Genomic DNA, 16,039 nt, shown 5'->3' with positions numbered 1-16,039 from the left:
TAAATCAAGAGAATCCTGTTTTCACAGGATATCTAAATATCATCATAATCCACGACAATTGTTGGTGTGGTAGGATGCGCTTGACAGGTTAAAATCAACCCTTCGGCAACTTCGTTATCGGTTAAAATGTTATTTTGGCGCATGGTGGCTTCACCTTCTTTTACACGAGCCAAACAACTGCTGCAAATACCACCTTGGCAAGAATAAGGCGCATCTAAATCTTCATCTAAAGCCGCTTCAAGAATAGATTGTTTTTGAGACATTTCAAAAGTGCTTTCTTCATCATCTACAACAACAGTAATTTGGGTTCTACCTTCAGGAATTGAACTATCGTTAGACACATCGGCAGGTTTAGCTGCTTTAAACAATTCATAATTAATACGGTCGCTTGGTGCATTGTGCTCCGTTAAAACATCTTTTACGGTATGAATCATGGCTTCTGGACCACATAAATAGTAAGCATCAACATCAATATGCTTGTATTTGTTTTTCATAACGAAATTAACCGTGCTTTTTTCAATACGACCGAACATAGCATCGGGTTCATCGGCTTGACTAAATATAAACTGAATAGAGAACCTGTCTTTATAAGTGTGTTGTAATTCCAACAATTCATCTAAAAACATGGTTTCTTGAGTCGACTTGTTTCCGTAAACCAAAATAACCTTGCTATGTACTTCTTCCTCTAAAGCACATTTTATAATACTCAAAATTGGTGTTATACCACTACCTGCAGCAAATAAGGCAATGTTTTTAGTTTTCTTATCATTGGGCTCAAAAATAAAACGACCTGTTGGTGTGCCAACCTCCAACGTATCTCCAACTTTTAAAGTATTATTAGCGTAAGATGAAAATGTACCATCCAAAACCTCTTTAACAGCAACTTTCAACTCACCGCTTTTTGGAGCCACACACAAGGAATAATCTCGGCGAATCTCATTGCCGTTAATTTGGGTTTTAAGCGTGATATACTGTCCAGCTGTAAAACTAAAGTTGGTTTTTAAATGTTCAGGAATATCAAAACTAATAGTTACAGCTTTATCGGTTTCGCGATTAAGTTCCTTTATAGTGAGTGAATGAAAATGTGACATCGTAAAATTTTTGACAAAAATAATGAAGCCATTGATTTCTAGATAATGAAATATCAAAAAATAATCGTAAGATTTATATGCATAAGAAATTTATGTATATATTTGACTATGGCAAATTCTAAATTATATAAGGGCAGTTTAACCACCATAATTTTGAAACTTTTAAGCGAACATAACAAAATGTATGGTTATGAAATCACACAAAAAGTAAAAGCGCTTACCAAAGGAGAACTACAGATTACAGAAGGAGCATTGTACCCATCACTACATAAGCTTGAATCCGATGGTTTATTGGAAGTTGAGGTGGCTAAAGTAGATAACAGATTGCGTAAATATTATAAGCTTACCGAAAAAGGCAGTAAAGAAACGGTAAGTAAACTAGAAGAATTGGAGCAATATCTTGCTACGCTTCAAGCTTTGTTAAATCCTAAATTAAGTTTTTAAATATGAGGTTATCCGAAGAACATATTGAAAATTTATATGCTTTTACACGCAAACACTTTGTTGAGTATTATGATTTACAAACCGAACTCGTAGATCATATGGCAAACGATATTGAAGTGATTTTAGAAGATAATCCAAACTTAAGTTTTGAACAAGCACGTGATAAGGCTTTTAAAAAGTTTGGCGTATTTGGCTTTATGGAAGTTGTTGAACAACGCCATAAAGCCATGAACAAAAAATATGCGAAACTGTTATGGCATTATGCTAAAGATTGGTTTAGGTTGCCACAAATAATTTTTACAATTATTATGTTTTCAAGTTTTTTCATATTGTTTTCATATGAAATAGGAGGCTATGTGTTTTTTGTAGCATATTTTATTTTCTGTACGTTTCTCGTGTTTAAAACTATTAGGATTAATCGCAAAATAAAACAGAAACGAAAAGCCAAAGAGAAGCTTTGGTTACTTGAAGATATCATTTTGAGAAGCGCTTCCGTTGGAAGTTTAATTTTCATGCCTCAATTATTTAATCTATTAAATGGGTTGGATTCTTTAGGAAAAACAAAGCCATTATTATATGCATCACTTTTTTCGATTCTTATTATTTATACATATGTTAGCACTGTTGTCTTACCAAACAACGCCACAAAACACTTAAAAGAAACCTATCCTGAATATAGCTTGTAACAAAAACACTTATTTGTATACTAATGCTTACATAACTACCAAACTATGATAAAACAGTTTATTAGATTAGAGTGGAAACAATTTTTTAGAGCATCATATTTTCAAAAAGGGTTAGCTATAAAAATTCTACTCATTTTAGCAGCGCTTTATTTTGGCGGTATTGCCATTTTTATGGGTATTGGATTATTTTTTATACTTAAAAAAGCTATACCAGATGTAGACCCAATAGTTTCGGCTAACAATTTTTTAATTTATTGGTTTTTGTTTGAAATGTTAATTAGATATTTCATGCAGCAGCTACCAGTAATGAATGTTAAGCCATTAATGACTATTCCAATAAAACGCAATACGGTAATCCATTACCTGTTGGGAAAAACAACCTTGTCGTTTTTTAATTTTCTTTCAGTATTCCTGTTTTTGCCATTCAGTATAGTTTTGCTCATCAAAGGGTATCCGATTTTGAATGTGGCATTGTGGTTTTTGGCGATAATATGTTTAACTCTATCCATAAACTACCTCAATTTTTTGGTCAATAAGAGCAATACCGTTTTCTATATAATAGTAGTTGTGCTTTTTGCGGCAATTGGGTTGGAGTATTATGGAATATATGCTTTGTCAGAGCCTATAGGCGTTGCCTTTAACACCTTGTACAATAATCCGTTTTTAATTGTTGTGCCAATGGCCCTTTTGGTTACCCTATATTATTTAAACTTCAAATACATTAAAAGTGGTTTTTATTTAGATGATGCTGTTTCAAAAAAGGTAAAAGAAGTTAATGCTACCGATTTATCCTGGATGAACCGTTTTGGAAGTATAGCGCCTTTCCTGAAAAATGACATGAAACTTATTTGGCGAAATGCACGTCCAAAACAGGTTATGATGATGTCATTTCTATTTTTGTTTTACGGGCTTATTTTCTACACCCAAGAAGTATATCGAGAAATGCCTGCTATGTTGGCTTTTGCCTCAATGTTTGTAACGGGTGGATTTTTAATGACTTTTGGTCAACTTGTTCCGTCTTGGGATAGCGAATATTACAAAATGTTAATGAGCCAAAATATCCCTTACAGAAAGTATTTAGAATCTAAATGGTATTTAATGGTTGTGGCGGTTGCAATTTCTTTTGTTTTAAGCACGCCTTACTTGTATTTTGGATGGGAAATTTTTGGAATGATTGCAGCTGGAGCACTTTTTAATATTGGTCTAAATTCATTTATAACATTATTTGGAGGAGCACTAAACCGTGTGCCAATTGAACTTAACGTTAAAGCGAAAGCCTTTAGTAACACAAACGGTTTTAATCCAACACAAATGCTAATAGCCTTACCAAAGTTCTTATTGCCTATGGGCTTGTTTTATATTCCTTATAAACTGATAAACTTTGAAGCAGGACTTATTGTTTTAGCTTTTAGCGGTGTTTTAGGGATAATTTTCAAAGGCTTCTTTTTAAGCAAAATAGAGCAGGTGTACCAAACAGGTAAATACAAAACTATTGCAGCGTTTGGCGAAAAAAAATAAATTCACTCGAAACATCTTAAACCATGATAGTAACAACCAATCTTTCAAAAAAATATAATGCCGTAGAGGTTTTAAATATTAATAGTCTTGATATACCAAAAGGCCAAAGTTTTGGCTTGGTGGGTAATAATGGCGCTGGTAAAACCACCTATTTTAGTTTGTTGTTAGATCTTATTCAGCCAACAACGGGTCAAATAAAAAACAACAATGTATTGGTTCATGAAAGTGAAGACTGGAAACCCTTTACTTCGGCTTTTATTGACGAGAGTTTTCTAATTGGCTATCTCACCGCAGAAGAGTACTTTTATTTTATAGGAGAACTTCGCGGTCAAAACAAATCAGATGTCGATGCACTGGTTGCGCAATTTGAAGATTTCTTTCACGGTGAAATTTTAAATCAGAAAAAATATTTACGCGATTTAAGTAAAGGAAACCAAAAGAAAGCAGGGATTGTGGCTGCGCTAATTGGAAATCCAGAAGTTATTATCCTTGACGAACCTTTTGCTAATTTGGATCCAACCACTCAAATCAGGCTTAAAGCCATTATTAAAGACCTTGCAGAAAAAAAGGGTGTAACCGTACTTATTTCAAGTCATGATTTGTTGCATGTAACTGATGTTTGCGAGCGCATCGTGGTTTTGGAAAAGGGCAAAATCGTTAAAGATCTAATAACCAGCAAAGAAACTTTAAAAGAATTAGAAGCCCATTTCTCTGGTGTTGAGGTCGAGTAAAAGTCCTTTAATTTTATAGGTTAATTAAAAAAGATGTTTATTTTTACGTTTCTGCATAATAATAGCAGGTGTTTATAGTTAATAAGAATAAACAAACCAACGTTGAAAGCATCTTATAAAATAATTGTCACTTTTTTGGTTGCTGCTATCGTTTTTTCTGGTTGTTCAAGAAAAAAAGACAGTTTTTTAAGCCGAAATTATCACGCCATGTCCACTAAGTACAATACCCTGTACAATGGTTATCTAGCTTTAGAGGATGGTAAAAGAAGCGTAATTGAATCGTACGATGACAACTATTGGGAAATACTGCCCATAGAGCGCATGCAGATTTCCGAAGACATTATTCTACCAGGTCAATCTAAAAATCAAGATTTTGAACGTGCCGAAGAAAAAGCCATTAAGGCCATACAAAAGCATGGTATGAATATTAAGGGTAAAGAAAGAAACCCACAAATAGACGAAGCCTACCTGCTTTTGGGTAAATCTAGATATTTTGACCAACGTTTTGTGCCAGCAATACAGGCATTTAATTACATTCTCTATAAGTATCCGGCTAGTGATAAAATTATTCAAGCTAAAATTTGGCGTGAAAAAACAAATATTCGACTTGAGAATAATGAGTTGGCCATTAAAAATTTGAAACGTTTGCTAGATCAAGAAGAAGTAAAAGATCAAGATTTAGCAGACGCAACGTCAATGCTTGCCCAAGCTTATATTAATATTAAAGCGTTAGATAGCGCAGTTGCCCAAATGAAAATTGCAGCTGTAGAAACTAAAAACGATGAAGAACGTGGTCGTTATTTGTTTATTCAAGGGCAGTTGTACAATAGGCTTAACCATACTGATAGCGCCAATATTGCTTTTGATAAGGTGATAGACTTAAACAGAAAAACACCACGTACCTATCGTATAGCGGCTTATATAGGTAAAGCACGTAATTTCGATTTTACTACAGATGATAAACAAGCCTTAATAGAATTGCTTTATGAATTGGAAGACGATAGAGAGAACAGGCCGTTTTTAGGAAAGATATATCATCAAATAGCTGAATATCATATTAAAAACCAAAATGATTCCCTTGCAGTAGAATATTATAACAAGTCGTTACGAACCAATTCTCCAGATAAGATTTTGGTTTCTAAAAACTATGAAAATTTGGGTGATATCTTTTTCGATTACGCCGAATATAAAATAGCAGGAGCCTATTACGATAGCACCATGCTTAACATGAAGGAAAACAGTAAGCCCTTCAGAATTATAAAACGTAAACGCGAAAACCTTGACGATGTCATTTATTATGAAGATATAGCTTTTGCCAATGATAGCATAATGAATTTGGTTGCCATGTCTGAAACTGAACGCAAAACCTATTTTGACGATTACACACAACAATTGCGTCAAGAATATGAAGAAGCGCAAGCTAGAGAAGAAGAGTTAAAGCGCAATCAAGGTCTTGTTACCGTTAATAATGACAATGCCTTTGGCAATGGTAAGTCTATAGGAAAATCAGCCAAAGGGCCAAACCCTGGAAAAATCTCAACGTTTTATTTTTATAATACCACTACAGCGGCTTATGGTAAGAATGAGTTTATAAAAATTTGGGGCGACCGTAAGTTGGAAGATAATTGGCGCTGGTCTCAAAAAGCGAAAACAAGTACTGCTAAAGAAGAAGAGTTAGTGACAGAAACTGTAGATGAAAACGAATTATTTGATCCAGAATTTTACATAGCTCAAATTCCTGTAGAACAAAAGCAGATTGACAGTATATCTAAAGAGCGCAATTATGCTTACTATCAGCTAGGTGTTATTTACAAGGAAAAATTTAAAGAGTACGATTTGTCAAAAGATAAATTTCAGACCTTATTAACAATGGGTCCTGAGGAAAAACTAATCCTCCCTTCCAAATACAATCTGTATAAGATTTATGTTTTACAAAGCGAAAACGACGAAGCCCTTATTGCAAAAAACGAGATAATTAATAATTATCCTGATTCTCGATATGCTGCTATTTTAAATAACCCAGAAGCAGGATTAACCAAAGACGAAAACAGCCCTGAAAGTATTTACGAGCAGTTATATGTAAAATTAGAAAACCAGCAATTTCAGGAGGTCATAACAGATACTGAAAAGTATATTACCATGTTTGAGGGTGAAGCAATGGTTTCAAAATTCGAACTGCTTAAAGCAACCGCAACAGGTAGAATGTACGGTTACGAGGCCTACTCTAAAGCTTTAAATTTTGTGGCTTATAATTATGCCAATACACCAGAAGGACAACAAGCCCAGCGTATTATCGATGAGACTTTGCCTAAAATAGGTTCAAAAGAGTTCACAGATAACCCTGAAGAAAACAATTATAAGTTGGTTTTCTATTTCGAAAAGCCAACTACCGAAGCCATTTCAGAATTCAAGGAGAAATTAGAAAACAATATTAAGGAAGTACGTGTTTATGATTTATCTATTTCTGTTGATGTTTACAATCCAACAATAACCTTTGTTATTGTTCATGGATTTGTTAGCAAAAATGGTGCTTTAGGATATGCGCAAGCGCTAGAAGAAAAGAAGAAGAACAAAATAACAAACCCTCATTTTTCCATTTCATCTTCTAATTATAAAACCATTCAGGTTCATAAAAACATGGATGCGTATTTAAATATTGAATAACGAGTTTAAAACAGTATATTATGTTTTCAGACAGCAAAAAAGAGAAATCACCTATGGAAACAACTTCAAATCAAAATATTATCGCTCAAGGGACAAAAGTAACTGGCGATTTAGTAAGTGAAGGCGATTTTAGAATTGATGGTCAGGTAGAAGGTAATTTGCGTTCTCCAGGAAAAATTGTTGTGGGTAAAACAGGTTTTATTAAAGGTACTTTAGTGGGCACAGATGCCTATTTTGAAGGAAAATTTTCAGGAAAGCTTACTTTATCAGGAACCCTTACTTTAAAATCTTCGGCGCATATTGAAGGCGAAGTTATTTTAGGTAAGTTGGCAGTAGAGCCTGGTGCAACTTTTAATGTTAATTGTGCTATGAAAGGCGCAGTAAAAGATATAAAACCAAGTGACCGACAAACCCCACAAACAAAACAACCAGAAGGGTCCGAAAGAACAGCTTAAAAATTTAGCTATACTGTCAGGAATTGCCTTTCAAATGGGCATAACTATTTATCTGTTTGCACTTTTGGGTAAATGGTTGGATGCTGAATACAATAATGGCGAAAAACTCTACACAATTATTTTAACCTTGCTTGGTGTTGCCATTTCTTTTTATGTAGTACTAAAGCAAGTTAACAGACTTAAAAATTAATGCTACAGGCTGTTTTAAAATTTTCAGGATTACTATTAGTTGTAGTATGCTGTGTTTTTACTTTGCATATTCTTGCGTTATACCTTTTAGATTTACCCTTATTCGCTGACAGAATTGTTTCGTGTTACATTGTAAACTATGTTTTGGCATTCATTATTTATGTTGTAATGCTAGGTTTACGACATAAATACCTTAATCAGTTGGGTTTTATTTTTATGTTTGGAAGTTTCCTGAAATTTATTGTTTTCTTCATCGTATTTTATCCGTTTTTCAAAATAGACGGCAATATTAGCAAAACTGAATTTGCAGCATTTTTTATACCCTATGCTGTTTGTTTAATTATTGAAATATCAAGCCTTTCAAAATGGTTAAATAAGTCGGGTAAAAACCCTTAAAAATCAACACTTAAAATAAAATAAAAAATAGTTTTTGTTTTTGAGATAAAAACCTACCTTTGCAGCGATTTTTAAGCCACTATTAGAAAGCTTGATATGCGAAGAAAAATAACTGTAAAAACAATTATCCTATTACTACTTTTAGTATCGTTTGTTACTTATGGACAAGAAGAGCATGGACATGCCGATTCTGGTAGCGATAGAAAGTCTGAAGTAAAAGCTTACATTCAGCATCACTTAAAAGATTCTTACGACTTTAATTTATTTTCTTGGACAGCAGATTCTGGCGAAGAAAAACATTTTGGATTTCCATTACCAGTAATTCTTTGGGATGGTGGATTAAAAGTGTTTTCATCATCTAAATTTCACCACGGCGAGACTGTTGCAGAAGTAGGCGGCAACTACTATAAAAATTACCACGGTAAGATTTATAAGACAAATGCAGAAGGAACAATTACTTATGACGATGAACATCATGCTACCAACGAAAAGCCATTAGATTTTTCAATCACTAAAAACGTTACCATGATTATGATGGTTTTTGCCATCATGTTCTTCATGTTTAGCCGTATGGCAAAATCTTACAAGAAAAACGGTGGTTTGCCAAAAGGGATGGGCCGCTTTTTAGAGCCAATAGTACTTTATGTTCGCGATGAAATAGCCCGACCAAACATTGGTGAAAAGCATTACAAAAGATATATGAGTTATTTATTAACCGTATTCTTTTTTGTGTGGATTGTGAACTTATTTGGATTAACGCCAATAGGTATGAACGTAACCAATAATATTGCGGTTACTTTATGTTTGGCTTTAATCACGTATATCATAACAACAGTTTCTGGTAACAAGAATTACTGGAAGCATATTTTCTGGATGCCTGGGGTTCCGGTTCCGATGAAAATTATTTTGGCTCCTATTGAATTATTGGGGACCATTATTAAGCCATTTGCTTTAATGATTCGTTTATATGCAAACATTACAGCAGGTCACGTGGTATTAATGAGTATTATAGGGATGGTATTCTTATTTCAAAATTGGTTAGGAAGTGGATTATCATTTTTGTTAGCGTTTGTTTTGGCTATTCTAGAATTATTGGTAGCAGCATTACAGGCGTATATATTTACTGTGCTTTCAGCATTATACTTTGGTATGGCTGTTGAGGAGCATGATCATCACTAGTAAGTGATTTTTGAATTGAATGTTTAATTTTTAATTATATATTTTATGGAAATTCCAGCTATCGTAGGAGCAGGTTTAGTAGTAATTGGAGCAGGTATCGGTATCGGTAAGATCGGTGGTTCTGCAATGGAAGCAATTGCACGTCAACCAGAAGCTACAGGTAAGATTCAAACAGCGATGCTTATTGCAGCCGCTTTAATTGAAGGTATTGGATTTGCTGCTTTATTCGCAGTAAACTAAAACAAACTAAAGAACAGTTGTAACGGTTGGTTATAACTGTTCTTTTAAAAAATTAAACAGAAATATTTTAGAGATAATATATTATGGAAAAATTATTTGAAGACTTTTCGCTAGGGTTGTTTTTTTGGCAGGCAGTGTTGTTTATAGCACTTATCTTATTATTAAAGAAGTTTGCCTGGAAACCTATTTTAGATTCAGTTAACAGTAGAGAAGAAGGTATTAGAGACGCATTGGATTCTGCCGAGAAAGCAAAGTTAGAAATGCAAAACCTTCAAGCAGATAACGAGAAGTTATTAAAAGAAGCCAGATTGGAACGTGAGGCTATGTTAAAAGAAGCACGTGAAATGAAAGCTAAAATGATTGAAGATGCTAAGACAGATGCTAAAGAAGAGGCTAACAAATTAGTTGCTGCAGCTCAAGCATCAATAGAGACTGAAAAGAAAGCGGCTATAGCAGAGTTAAAATCTCAAGTGGCAAGTTTATCAATTGAAATAGCTGAAAAAGTAGTTCGCGAAGAGTTATCTAACAAAGACAAGCAAATGAAATTGGTAGAGTCTATGTTGGGTGAAGCAACTTTAAACTAAAGTATAATGGCAGGAACAAGAGCAGCAATACGATACGCGAAAGCGGTTTTAAGTTTAGCAACTGATAAGCAGTCTGCTGATGCTGTTAATGGTGATATGCAAGCTATTGCAAATGCCATTTCAGAAAATAATGAGTTAAGCAATGCGCTAAAGAGTGAAATTGTAAAGGCAGAAGTAAAGAAAACCATTCTATTAGAAGCTTTTCCAAATTCAAACACAATCACTCAAGAACTTTTTAATGTGCTTATGGGTAATAAGCGTATGGAGTTAGTTGAGCAAGTTGCCACTAAATATTCAGAGTTATTCGATATCCAAAACGGTCAGGAAAAAGCGGTTGTAACTACGGCAATTCCAATGACAAATGATATTGAAATGAAAGTGTTGGCTAAAATTAAGGAGCTGACCAATAAAGCCGTTACAGTTGAAAACATTATTGATGAAGACATTTTAGGTGGTTTCATTTTACGTGTTGGTGACGTTGAGTACAACGCAAGTATTCAAAACAAATTAAATAAGTTAAAAAGAGAATTTACATTAAATTAAGATATATCTAATATCTATTATAAATAAACAAAGATGGCAGAAGTAAAACCAGCTGAAATATCAGCAATCTTAAAACAACAACTTTCGGGTTTTGAAGCAGGTGCTTCTCTAGACGAAGTAGGAACAGTATTAACTGTTGGTGATGGTATTGTACGTGCTTACGGATTATCTAACGCGCAATATGGTGAGTTAGTAGAATTTGAAGGCGGATTAGAAGGAATTGTACTTAACCTAGAAGAAGATAATGTTGGTATCGTATTATTAGGCCCTTCAAAAGAAATTAAAGAAGGATCTACAGTAAAACGTACCAATCGTATTGCATCTATTAACGTAGGTGAAGGTATTGTTGGCCGTGTAGTAGATACTTTAGGTAACCCAATTGATGGTAAAGGCCCAATTGCAGGTGAAACGTATGAAATGCCATTAGAGCGTAAAGCGCCTGGTGTTATTTACCGTGAGCCAGTAACCGAACCGTTACAAACAGGTATTAAGTCTATTGATGCTATGATTCCTGTTGGTCGTGGACAACGTGAGTTGGTAATTGGTGACCGTCAAACAGGTAAGACAACAGTTTGTATCGATACCATTATCAATCAAAAAGAATTTTATGATGCAGGTGAGCCTGTATACTGTATATATGTTGCTGTAGGTCAAAAAGCATCTACGGTTGCAAACATTGCTAAAACATTAGAAGAAAAGGGAGCTTTAGCTTATACTACTATTGTTGCAGCAAACGCATCAGATCCTGCTCCAATGCAAGTATATGCGCCTATGGCAGGTGCTGCAATTGGTGAGTATTTTAGAGATACTGGTCGTCCAGCTTTAATTATTTATGATGATTTATCAAAGCAAGCGGTAGCATACCGTGAGGTATCATTATTATTACGTCGTCCACCAGGACGTGAGGCGTATCCTGGAGACGTTTTCTACTTACACTCACGTTTATTAGAGCGTTCTGCGAAAGTAATTAACGACGATAGTATTGCTAAAGAAATGAACGATTTACCAGACAGTTTGAAACCAATGGTAAAAGGTGGCGGTTCGTTAACAGCTTTACCAATTATTGAAACACAAGCAGGTGACGTATCAGCATACATTCCAACAAACGTAATTTCTATTACGGACGGACAGATTTTCTTAGATGGAGATTTATTCAACTCTGGTGTACGTCCAGCAATTAACGTGGGTATTTCTGTATCTCGTGTTGGTGGTAACGCACAGATTAAGTCTATGAAGAAAGTAGCAGGTACTTTAAAATTAGACCAAGCACAGTTCCGTGAATTGGAAGCCTTTGCGAAGTTTGGTTCAGATTTGGATTCAGCTACCTTAAACGTAATTGAAAAAGGTAAGCGTAACGTTGAAATCTTAAAGCAAGCACAAAACGATCCATATACAGTTGAAGATCAAATCGCCATTATCTACGCAGGTTCTAAAAACTTATTAAGAGATGTGCCTGTTGAAAAAGTAAAAGAATTTGAACGTGATTTTATTGAATTCATGAATGCGAAACACAGAAACATTCTAGATACTTTAAAATCAGGAAAATTAACTGATGAGGTTACAGATACATTAACAGCTGTAGCAAAAGATTTATCAGGAAAATATAGAGCATAACTAGACTTTGGTCGTTAGTCAACGAGACTATAGACTATTAACTAAAGACTAATATGGCAAATTTAAAAGAAATACGTAACAGAATATCATCGGTGTCTTCTACCATGCAGATTACCAGTGCCATGAAAATGGTATCGGCGGCAAAGTTAAAGAAGGCTCAAGATGCTATTACTGCCATGCGTCCTTATGCAGATAAGTTAACTGAGCTTTTACAAAGCCTAAGCGCAACTTTAGATGCCGATTCTGGAAGTAAATTCTCCGAACAACGTGAGGTCAATAATGTACTTATCGTTGCAATAACATCAAACAGAGGTTTAGCAGGAGCATTTAACTCTAACATCATCAAGGAAGTAACAAAATTGACTTCAGAAGCTTATTCCAATAAAAACGTATCGTATTTGGCAATAGGTAAAAAAGCTAATGACGCTTTTAAGAAATCAAATAAAGTTATTGCCAACAATAGCGAAGTATTTGACGATTTAACTTTTGATAATGTAGCTGAAATTGCTCAAATGATCATGGATAAATTTGTTGAAGGCGAGTATGATAAAGTCGAGATAGTTTATAACCGATTTAAAAATGCCGCTACGCAAATTGTGACTAGAGAACAGTTTTTACCAATTGTGCCAATAGAAGGCGGTGATACAAATGTGAATTTAGATTACATTTTTGAGCCATCAAAAGCAGAAATTGTTGAGCAGTTAATTCCTAAGTCTTTAAAAACACAGTTGTTTAAAGCTATTAGAGATTCTTTTGCAAGTGAGCATGGCGCACGTATGACAGCAATGCATAAAGCAACTGATAACGCAACAGAATTAAGAGATCAGTTGAAATTAACATACAATAAAGCACGTCAAGCGGCCATTACCAATGAAATATTAGAAATTGTTGGTGGTGCTGAAGCGTTGAATAATTAGATTGAGCAGAAGCGAAATCAAATTATCAATAGTAGCATTGAACAATTAAGCGCAGCTAAATTTTACAAAATAGCGGAAGCGCTAAACAATTAACAAATTCCTGTGTAGGCAGGAATCTTATAACAAACAAAAAGGCCTCACTGGAAAGTGAGGCTTTTTTATGCACTTAAAAATTTATTTTTATATTTAGTGTCCAAATCTTAACCTACAATGTCATGAAACTCCTAAAAAGAATGTGCATAGCATGCATATCGTGCCTTTTGCTGGCTATAGTTTTTAATTGCGCTAGCAATAAATACAGATTAGAAGATTCAGTGTCTTTTCAATTCGATAGAAGTTATTACCAAGAATGGTTTACTGGTATACATGTTGGTGGAACAGGAATTAACTTATTCTTTCCCAATTTAAACAGTGCCAATAGTGTAGTTATTGATAGTGTTTACTTTAGAAATTTGAAAGGGAAATTAGTAAAAGACCGAGCATTATATGTCGCCTTGTTAAAAAACAAATCGCCATACGATACTTCAAAAACTGTTGTTGATATACCGTTTAAACTTTTAGACAACGAATGTGTTATAAGCTATTACGAAAATGGTATAAAGAAATACGTTAAAGTTTCTAATATAACTGAAAGAGAAGGTATTTATTATGAAGAAGGTCCACCTAAGACCATCACATCTTACGATTAATATACATGGCATCAAATTTGAATAGTTATCTTTACAGTAACAATTCATGTCATGAGAGCACTAATCATTTTTATTGTGTTTTTTACGATTATAATGCTATATAATTGTAAAAGCGCAAAAGAAACTTCTAATACCAATACCATCGTTTTTGAAGAAAAGCCATCATTTGAATTAGATAAAGTATATTTTCAAAAATGGGTTGCTGGAGTCCAAGGTGGTGGTTCTGGAATTCACATGTATGTTTTAGTAAAAACAAATAAAACCCATGTTGAGTTTGATAACGTTTATTTTAGAGGGTTAAAAGCTAAACTTATATTAGGTAAAATAGGGTATTTAGCAAACTTCAAAACACCCTTAAATCAAAAAAAGGACATTATTATGGATGCTGATTCTAAACAAGAATATGGAAATAAACTACCTGAAAATGACAACCACTTTCCGTTTACATTACAAGATAATGAATGTGTTATTCAATATACTGAAAATGGAAATGTCAAGTTTTATAAAGTGGAGGAGGTGGTTGAAAAGAAAGCAGAATACTACCCTAGCGCTCCCAACAACAACCAAAAACAATAGTTAAATACTTTTATAGGTGTTGGTAATTCAATACATTTAGAGTCATAATTAAGGAAACTTTGAGCGGACTCAAATTACTTTTCAAGCAAACGTTCATATATGGTTTAGCAACTGTATTACCTAGAATGTTAAGTTTTCTGTTAGTGCCTCTTTATACCACTGAGGGCGTGTTGTCTTCTGTTGCAGAGTATGGTCAAGTTAATGTCATTTTTTCATGGTTTGTGCTCTTTAATGTGGTTTTGGCTTATGGCATGGAAACAGCCTTTTTCAGATATTACAACAAAGAACAAGATAAAGAACGGGTTGTTGGAACATCTACAATATCTTTAATGGTTTCCTCATTAGGGTTTTTTATAGTGGCTATGTTGTTTCAAAATCAGATAGCCAATTTTATTGACATCGATGTTAAATACGTAACTCTTGTTATTTGGATTCTTTTGTTGGATGCTTTGGTCATTATCCCTTTTGCATGGTTACGAGCCACACAAAAGCCCATGCGATATGCGGTTATTAAAATTCTGAACGTTTCAGTGAATCTTGGCCTTAATTTATTTTTCTTATTGGTGTTGAAGGATCTGGCTCAAGAGGGCAATATTTTTTCAACAATTTACAAGCCTAATTTTGAAATCAGCTATATTTTCATAGCTAACTTAATAGCGAGCGCATTAACCTTGTTGTTAATGGCATCTTTTTATGTAAAGGTCAAGTTCACTTTCGATAAAAAGCTTTGGAAACACATGATGCGTTATGCTTATCCAGTTTTAATTGCAGGTGTAGCTTTTTCCATTAATGAAACATTCGACCGTATTTTGTTAAAAGAACTATTGCCTGAAAATATAGCAGAGACAGAGATTGGTATGTACTCGGCCTGTTATAAATTGGCTTTGTTCATGACACTTTTTGCAACAGCTTATAGGCTAGGTATCGAACCTTTCTTTTTTAGTCATGCCAATTCAGAAAACCCTCAAAAAAACTACGCTAGAATATTAGAGTTTTTTGTTGCTGCTGGTTCTGTAATCTTTTTAGCTGTTGTGGTCTTTGCCGATTTAATCAAGCCTTTTATTGTAAGAAGTGAAGCCTATTGGGAAGCTATGTGGGTTGTGCCTATAATTCTTTTGGCCAATTTTTGTTTAGGGATTTATCATAACTTATCGGTTTGGTACAAAATAACTGATAGAACAAAATTTGGCGCATATATTTCCGTTGTGGGCGCTTTAATCACACTTGCTATAAACTTGCTGTTTATTAAAACATTTAGCTATAAAGCTTCGGCTATTGCAACCCTATCGGCTTATGCTGTAATGATGTTTCTATCCTACTATTTTGGCAGAAAATACTATCCAATACCTTACAATCTAAAAAAAATAAGTTTGTATATGGCCGTGTCGGTTTTGTTCTCATTTATAAGTTTTTACCAATTTAGAGATGATTATATTATTGGCTTTTCACTGTTAATTGTATTTTTGGGTGTTGTTAGTTATTCAGAAAAAAATGAAATCAAGAGACTAATAAAAAGATAGAAA

17 protein-coding genes are annotated in these 16,039 nt (G+C 34.1%); 16 read left to right on the top strand and 1 reads right to left on the bottom strand.

From position 1 onward, the window contains the following. Positions 1-32: 32 nt before the first annotated feature. Positions 33-1,091: a ferredoxin--NADP reductase gene (locus K7G76_RS00780; protein WP_223032301.1), complete on the bottom strand. Its 1,059-nt coding sequence runs from the start codon at positions 1,089-1,091 to the stop codon at positions 33-35. A gap of 108 nt (positions 1,092-1,199) precedes the next feature. Here K7G76_RS00780 and K7G76_RS00775 point away from each other — a divergent pair, with 108 nt between their 5' ends. From K7G76_RS00775 to K7G76_RS00700, 16 genes are all read left to right on the top strand, one after another. Next, positions 1,200-1,535, top strand: coding sequence for a PadR family transcriptional regulator (locus K7G76_RS00775; protein WP_223032300.1), 336 nt, complete (start codon positions 1,200-1,202; stop codon positions 1,533-1,535). A gap of 2 nt (positions 1,536-1,537) precedes the next feature. Then, the gene (locus K7G76_RS00770) at positions 1,538-2,221 is read left to right on the top strand and encodes a hypothetical protein (protein ID WP_223032299.1); all 684 of its coding nucleotides are present in this window, start codon (positions 1,538-1,540) and stop codon (positions 2,219-2,221) included. Between the two features lie 45 nt (positions 2,222-2,266). Next, entirely contained in the window at positions 2,267-3,739 is a 1,473-nt protein-coding gene (locus tag K7G76_RS00765) for a DUF5687 family protein (RefSeq protein WP_223032298.1), read from the top strand. A 23-nt stretch (positions 3,740-3,762) separates the two neighbouring features. Next, positions 3,763-4,470 carry an ABC transporter ATP-binding protein gene (locus K7G76_RS00760; RefSeq protein WP_223032297.1) on the top strand — a complete coding sequence of 236 codons (708 nt, stop codon included), beginning with the start codon at positions 3,763-3,765 and terminating at the stop codon, positions 4,468-4,470. Positions 4,471-4,572: 102 nt separating this feature from the next. After that, positions 4,573-7,134 carry a type IX secretion system periplasmic lipoprotein PorW/SprE gene (gene porW / locus K7G76_RS00755; RefSeq protein WP_223032296.1) on the top strand — a complete coding sequence of 854 codons (2,562 nt, stop codon included), beginning with the start codon at positions 4,573-4,575 and terminating at the stop codon, positions 7,132-7,134. A gap of 20 nt (positions 7,135-7,154) precedes the next feature. Next, complete coding sequence (locus tag K7G76_RS00750) at positions 7,155-7,589, top strand: bactofilin family protein (protein ID WP_223032295.1); 435 nt, start codon at positions 7,155-7,157, stop codon at positions 7,587-7,589. A 10-nt stretch (positions 7,590-7,599) separates the two neighbouring features. Further along, positions 7,600-7,779 carry an AtpZ/AtpI family protein gene (locus tag K7G76_RS00745; RefSeq protein WP_223033573.1) on the top strand — a complete coding sequence of 60 codons (180 nt, stop codon included), beginning with the start codon at positions 7,600-7,602 and terminating at the stop codon, positions 7,777-7,779. Positions 7,780-8,270: 491 nt separating this feature from the next. Further along, positions 8,271-9,353: a F0F1 ATP synthase subunit A gene (gene atpB / locus K7G76_RS00740; protein WP_223032294.1), complete on the top strand. Its 1,083-nt coding sequence runs from the start codon at positions 8,271-8,273 to the stop codon at positions 9,351-9,353. 45 nt (positions 9,354-9,398) lie between these two features. Continuing rightward, positions 9,399-9,593 (top strand): ATP synthase F0 subunit C, encoded by a 195-nt coding sequence (atpE, locus tag K7G76_RS00735; protein ID WP_223032293.1) that lies wholly within the window; start codon positions 9,399-9,401, stop codon positions 9,591-9,593. Positions 9,594-9,676: 83 nt separating this feature from the next. Further along, positions 9,677-10,177, top strand: coding sequence for a F0F1 ATP synthase subunit B (locus K7G76_RS00730; protein WP_223032292.1), 501 nt, complete (start codon positions 9,677-9,679; stop codon positions 10,175-10,177). Between the two features lie 6 nt (positions 10,178-10,183). Then, positions 10,184-10,720 carry an ATP synthase F1 subunit delta gene (gene atpH / locus K7G76_RS00725; RefSeq protein ID WP_223032291.1) on the top strand — a complete coding sequence of 179 codons (537 nt, stop codon included), beginning with the start codon at positions 10,184-10,186 and terminating at the stop codon, positions 10,718-10,720. Positions 10,721-10,753: 33 nt separating this feature from the next. After that, complete coding sequence (gene atpA / locus K7G76_RS00720; protein ID WP_223032290.1) at positions 10,754-12,334, top strand: F0F1 ATP synthase subunit alpha; 1,581 nt, start codon at positions 10,754-10,756, stop codon at positions 12,332-12,334. A gap of 53 nt (positions 12,335-12,387) precedes the next feature. Continuing rightward, positions 12,388-13,251: an ATP synthase F1 subunit gamma gene (atpG, locus tag K7G76_RS00715; RefSeq protein WP_223032289.1), complete on the top strand. Its 864-nt coding sequence runs from the start codon at positions 12,388-12,390 to the stop codon at positions 13,249-13,251. Between the two features lie 215 nt (positions 13,252-13,466). After that, positions 13,467-13,940, top strand: a complete 474-nt coding sequence (locus K7G76_RS00710) for a hypothetical protein (protein WP_223032288.1) — start codon at positions 13,467-13,469, stop codon at positions 13,938-13,940. A gap of 51 nt (positions 13,941-13,991) precedes the next feature. Beyond that, positions 13,992-14,516, top strand: coding sequence for a hypothetical protein (locus tag K7G76_RS00705; RefSeq protein ID WP_223032287.1), 525 nt, complete (start codon positions 13,992-13,994; stop codon positions 14,514-14,516). A 59-nt stretch (positions 14,517-14,575) separates the two neighbouring features. After that, positions 14,576-16,036 (top strand): oligosaccharide flippase family protein, encoded by a 1,461-nt coding sequence (locus tag K7G76_RS00700; RefSeq protein WP_223032286.1) that lies wholly within the window; start codon positions 14,576-14,578, stop codon positions 16,034-16,036. Positions 16,037-16,039: the final 3 nt, after the last annotated feature.

It is taken from the genome of Hanstruepera marina (assembly GCF_019880635.1).
GTDB classification, from domain to species: domain Bacteria; phylum Bacteroidota; class Bacteroidia; order Flavobacteriales; family Flavobacteriaceae; genus Hanstruepera; species Hanstruepera marina.
The sequence above is the reverse complement of the archived record's forward strand: the minus strand, read 5'-3'. Positions and strand labels throughout refer to the sequence as shown.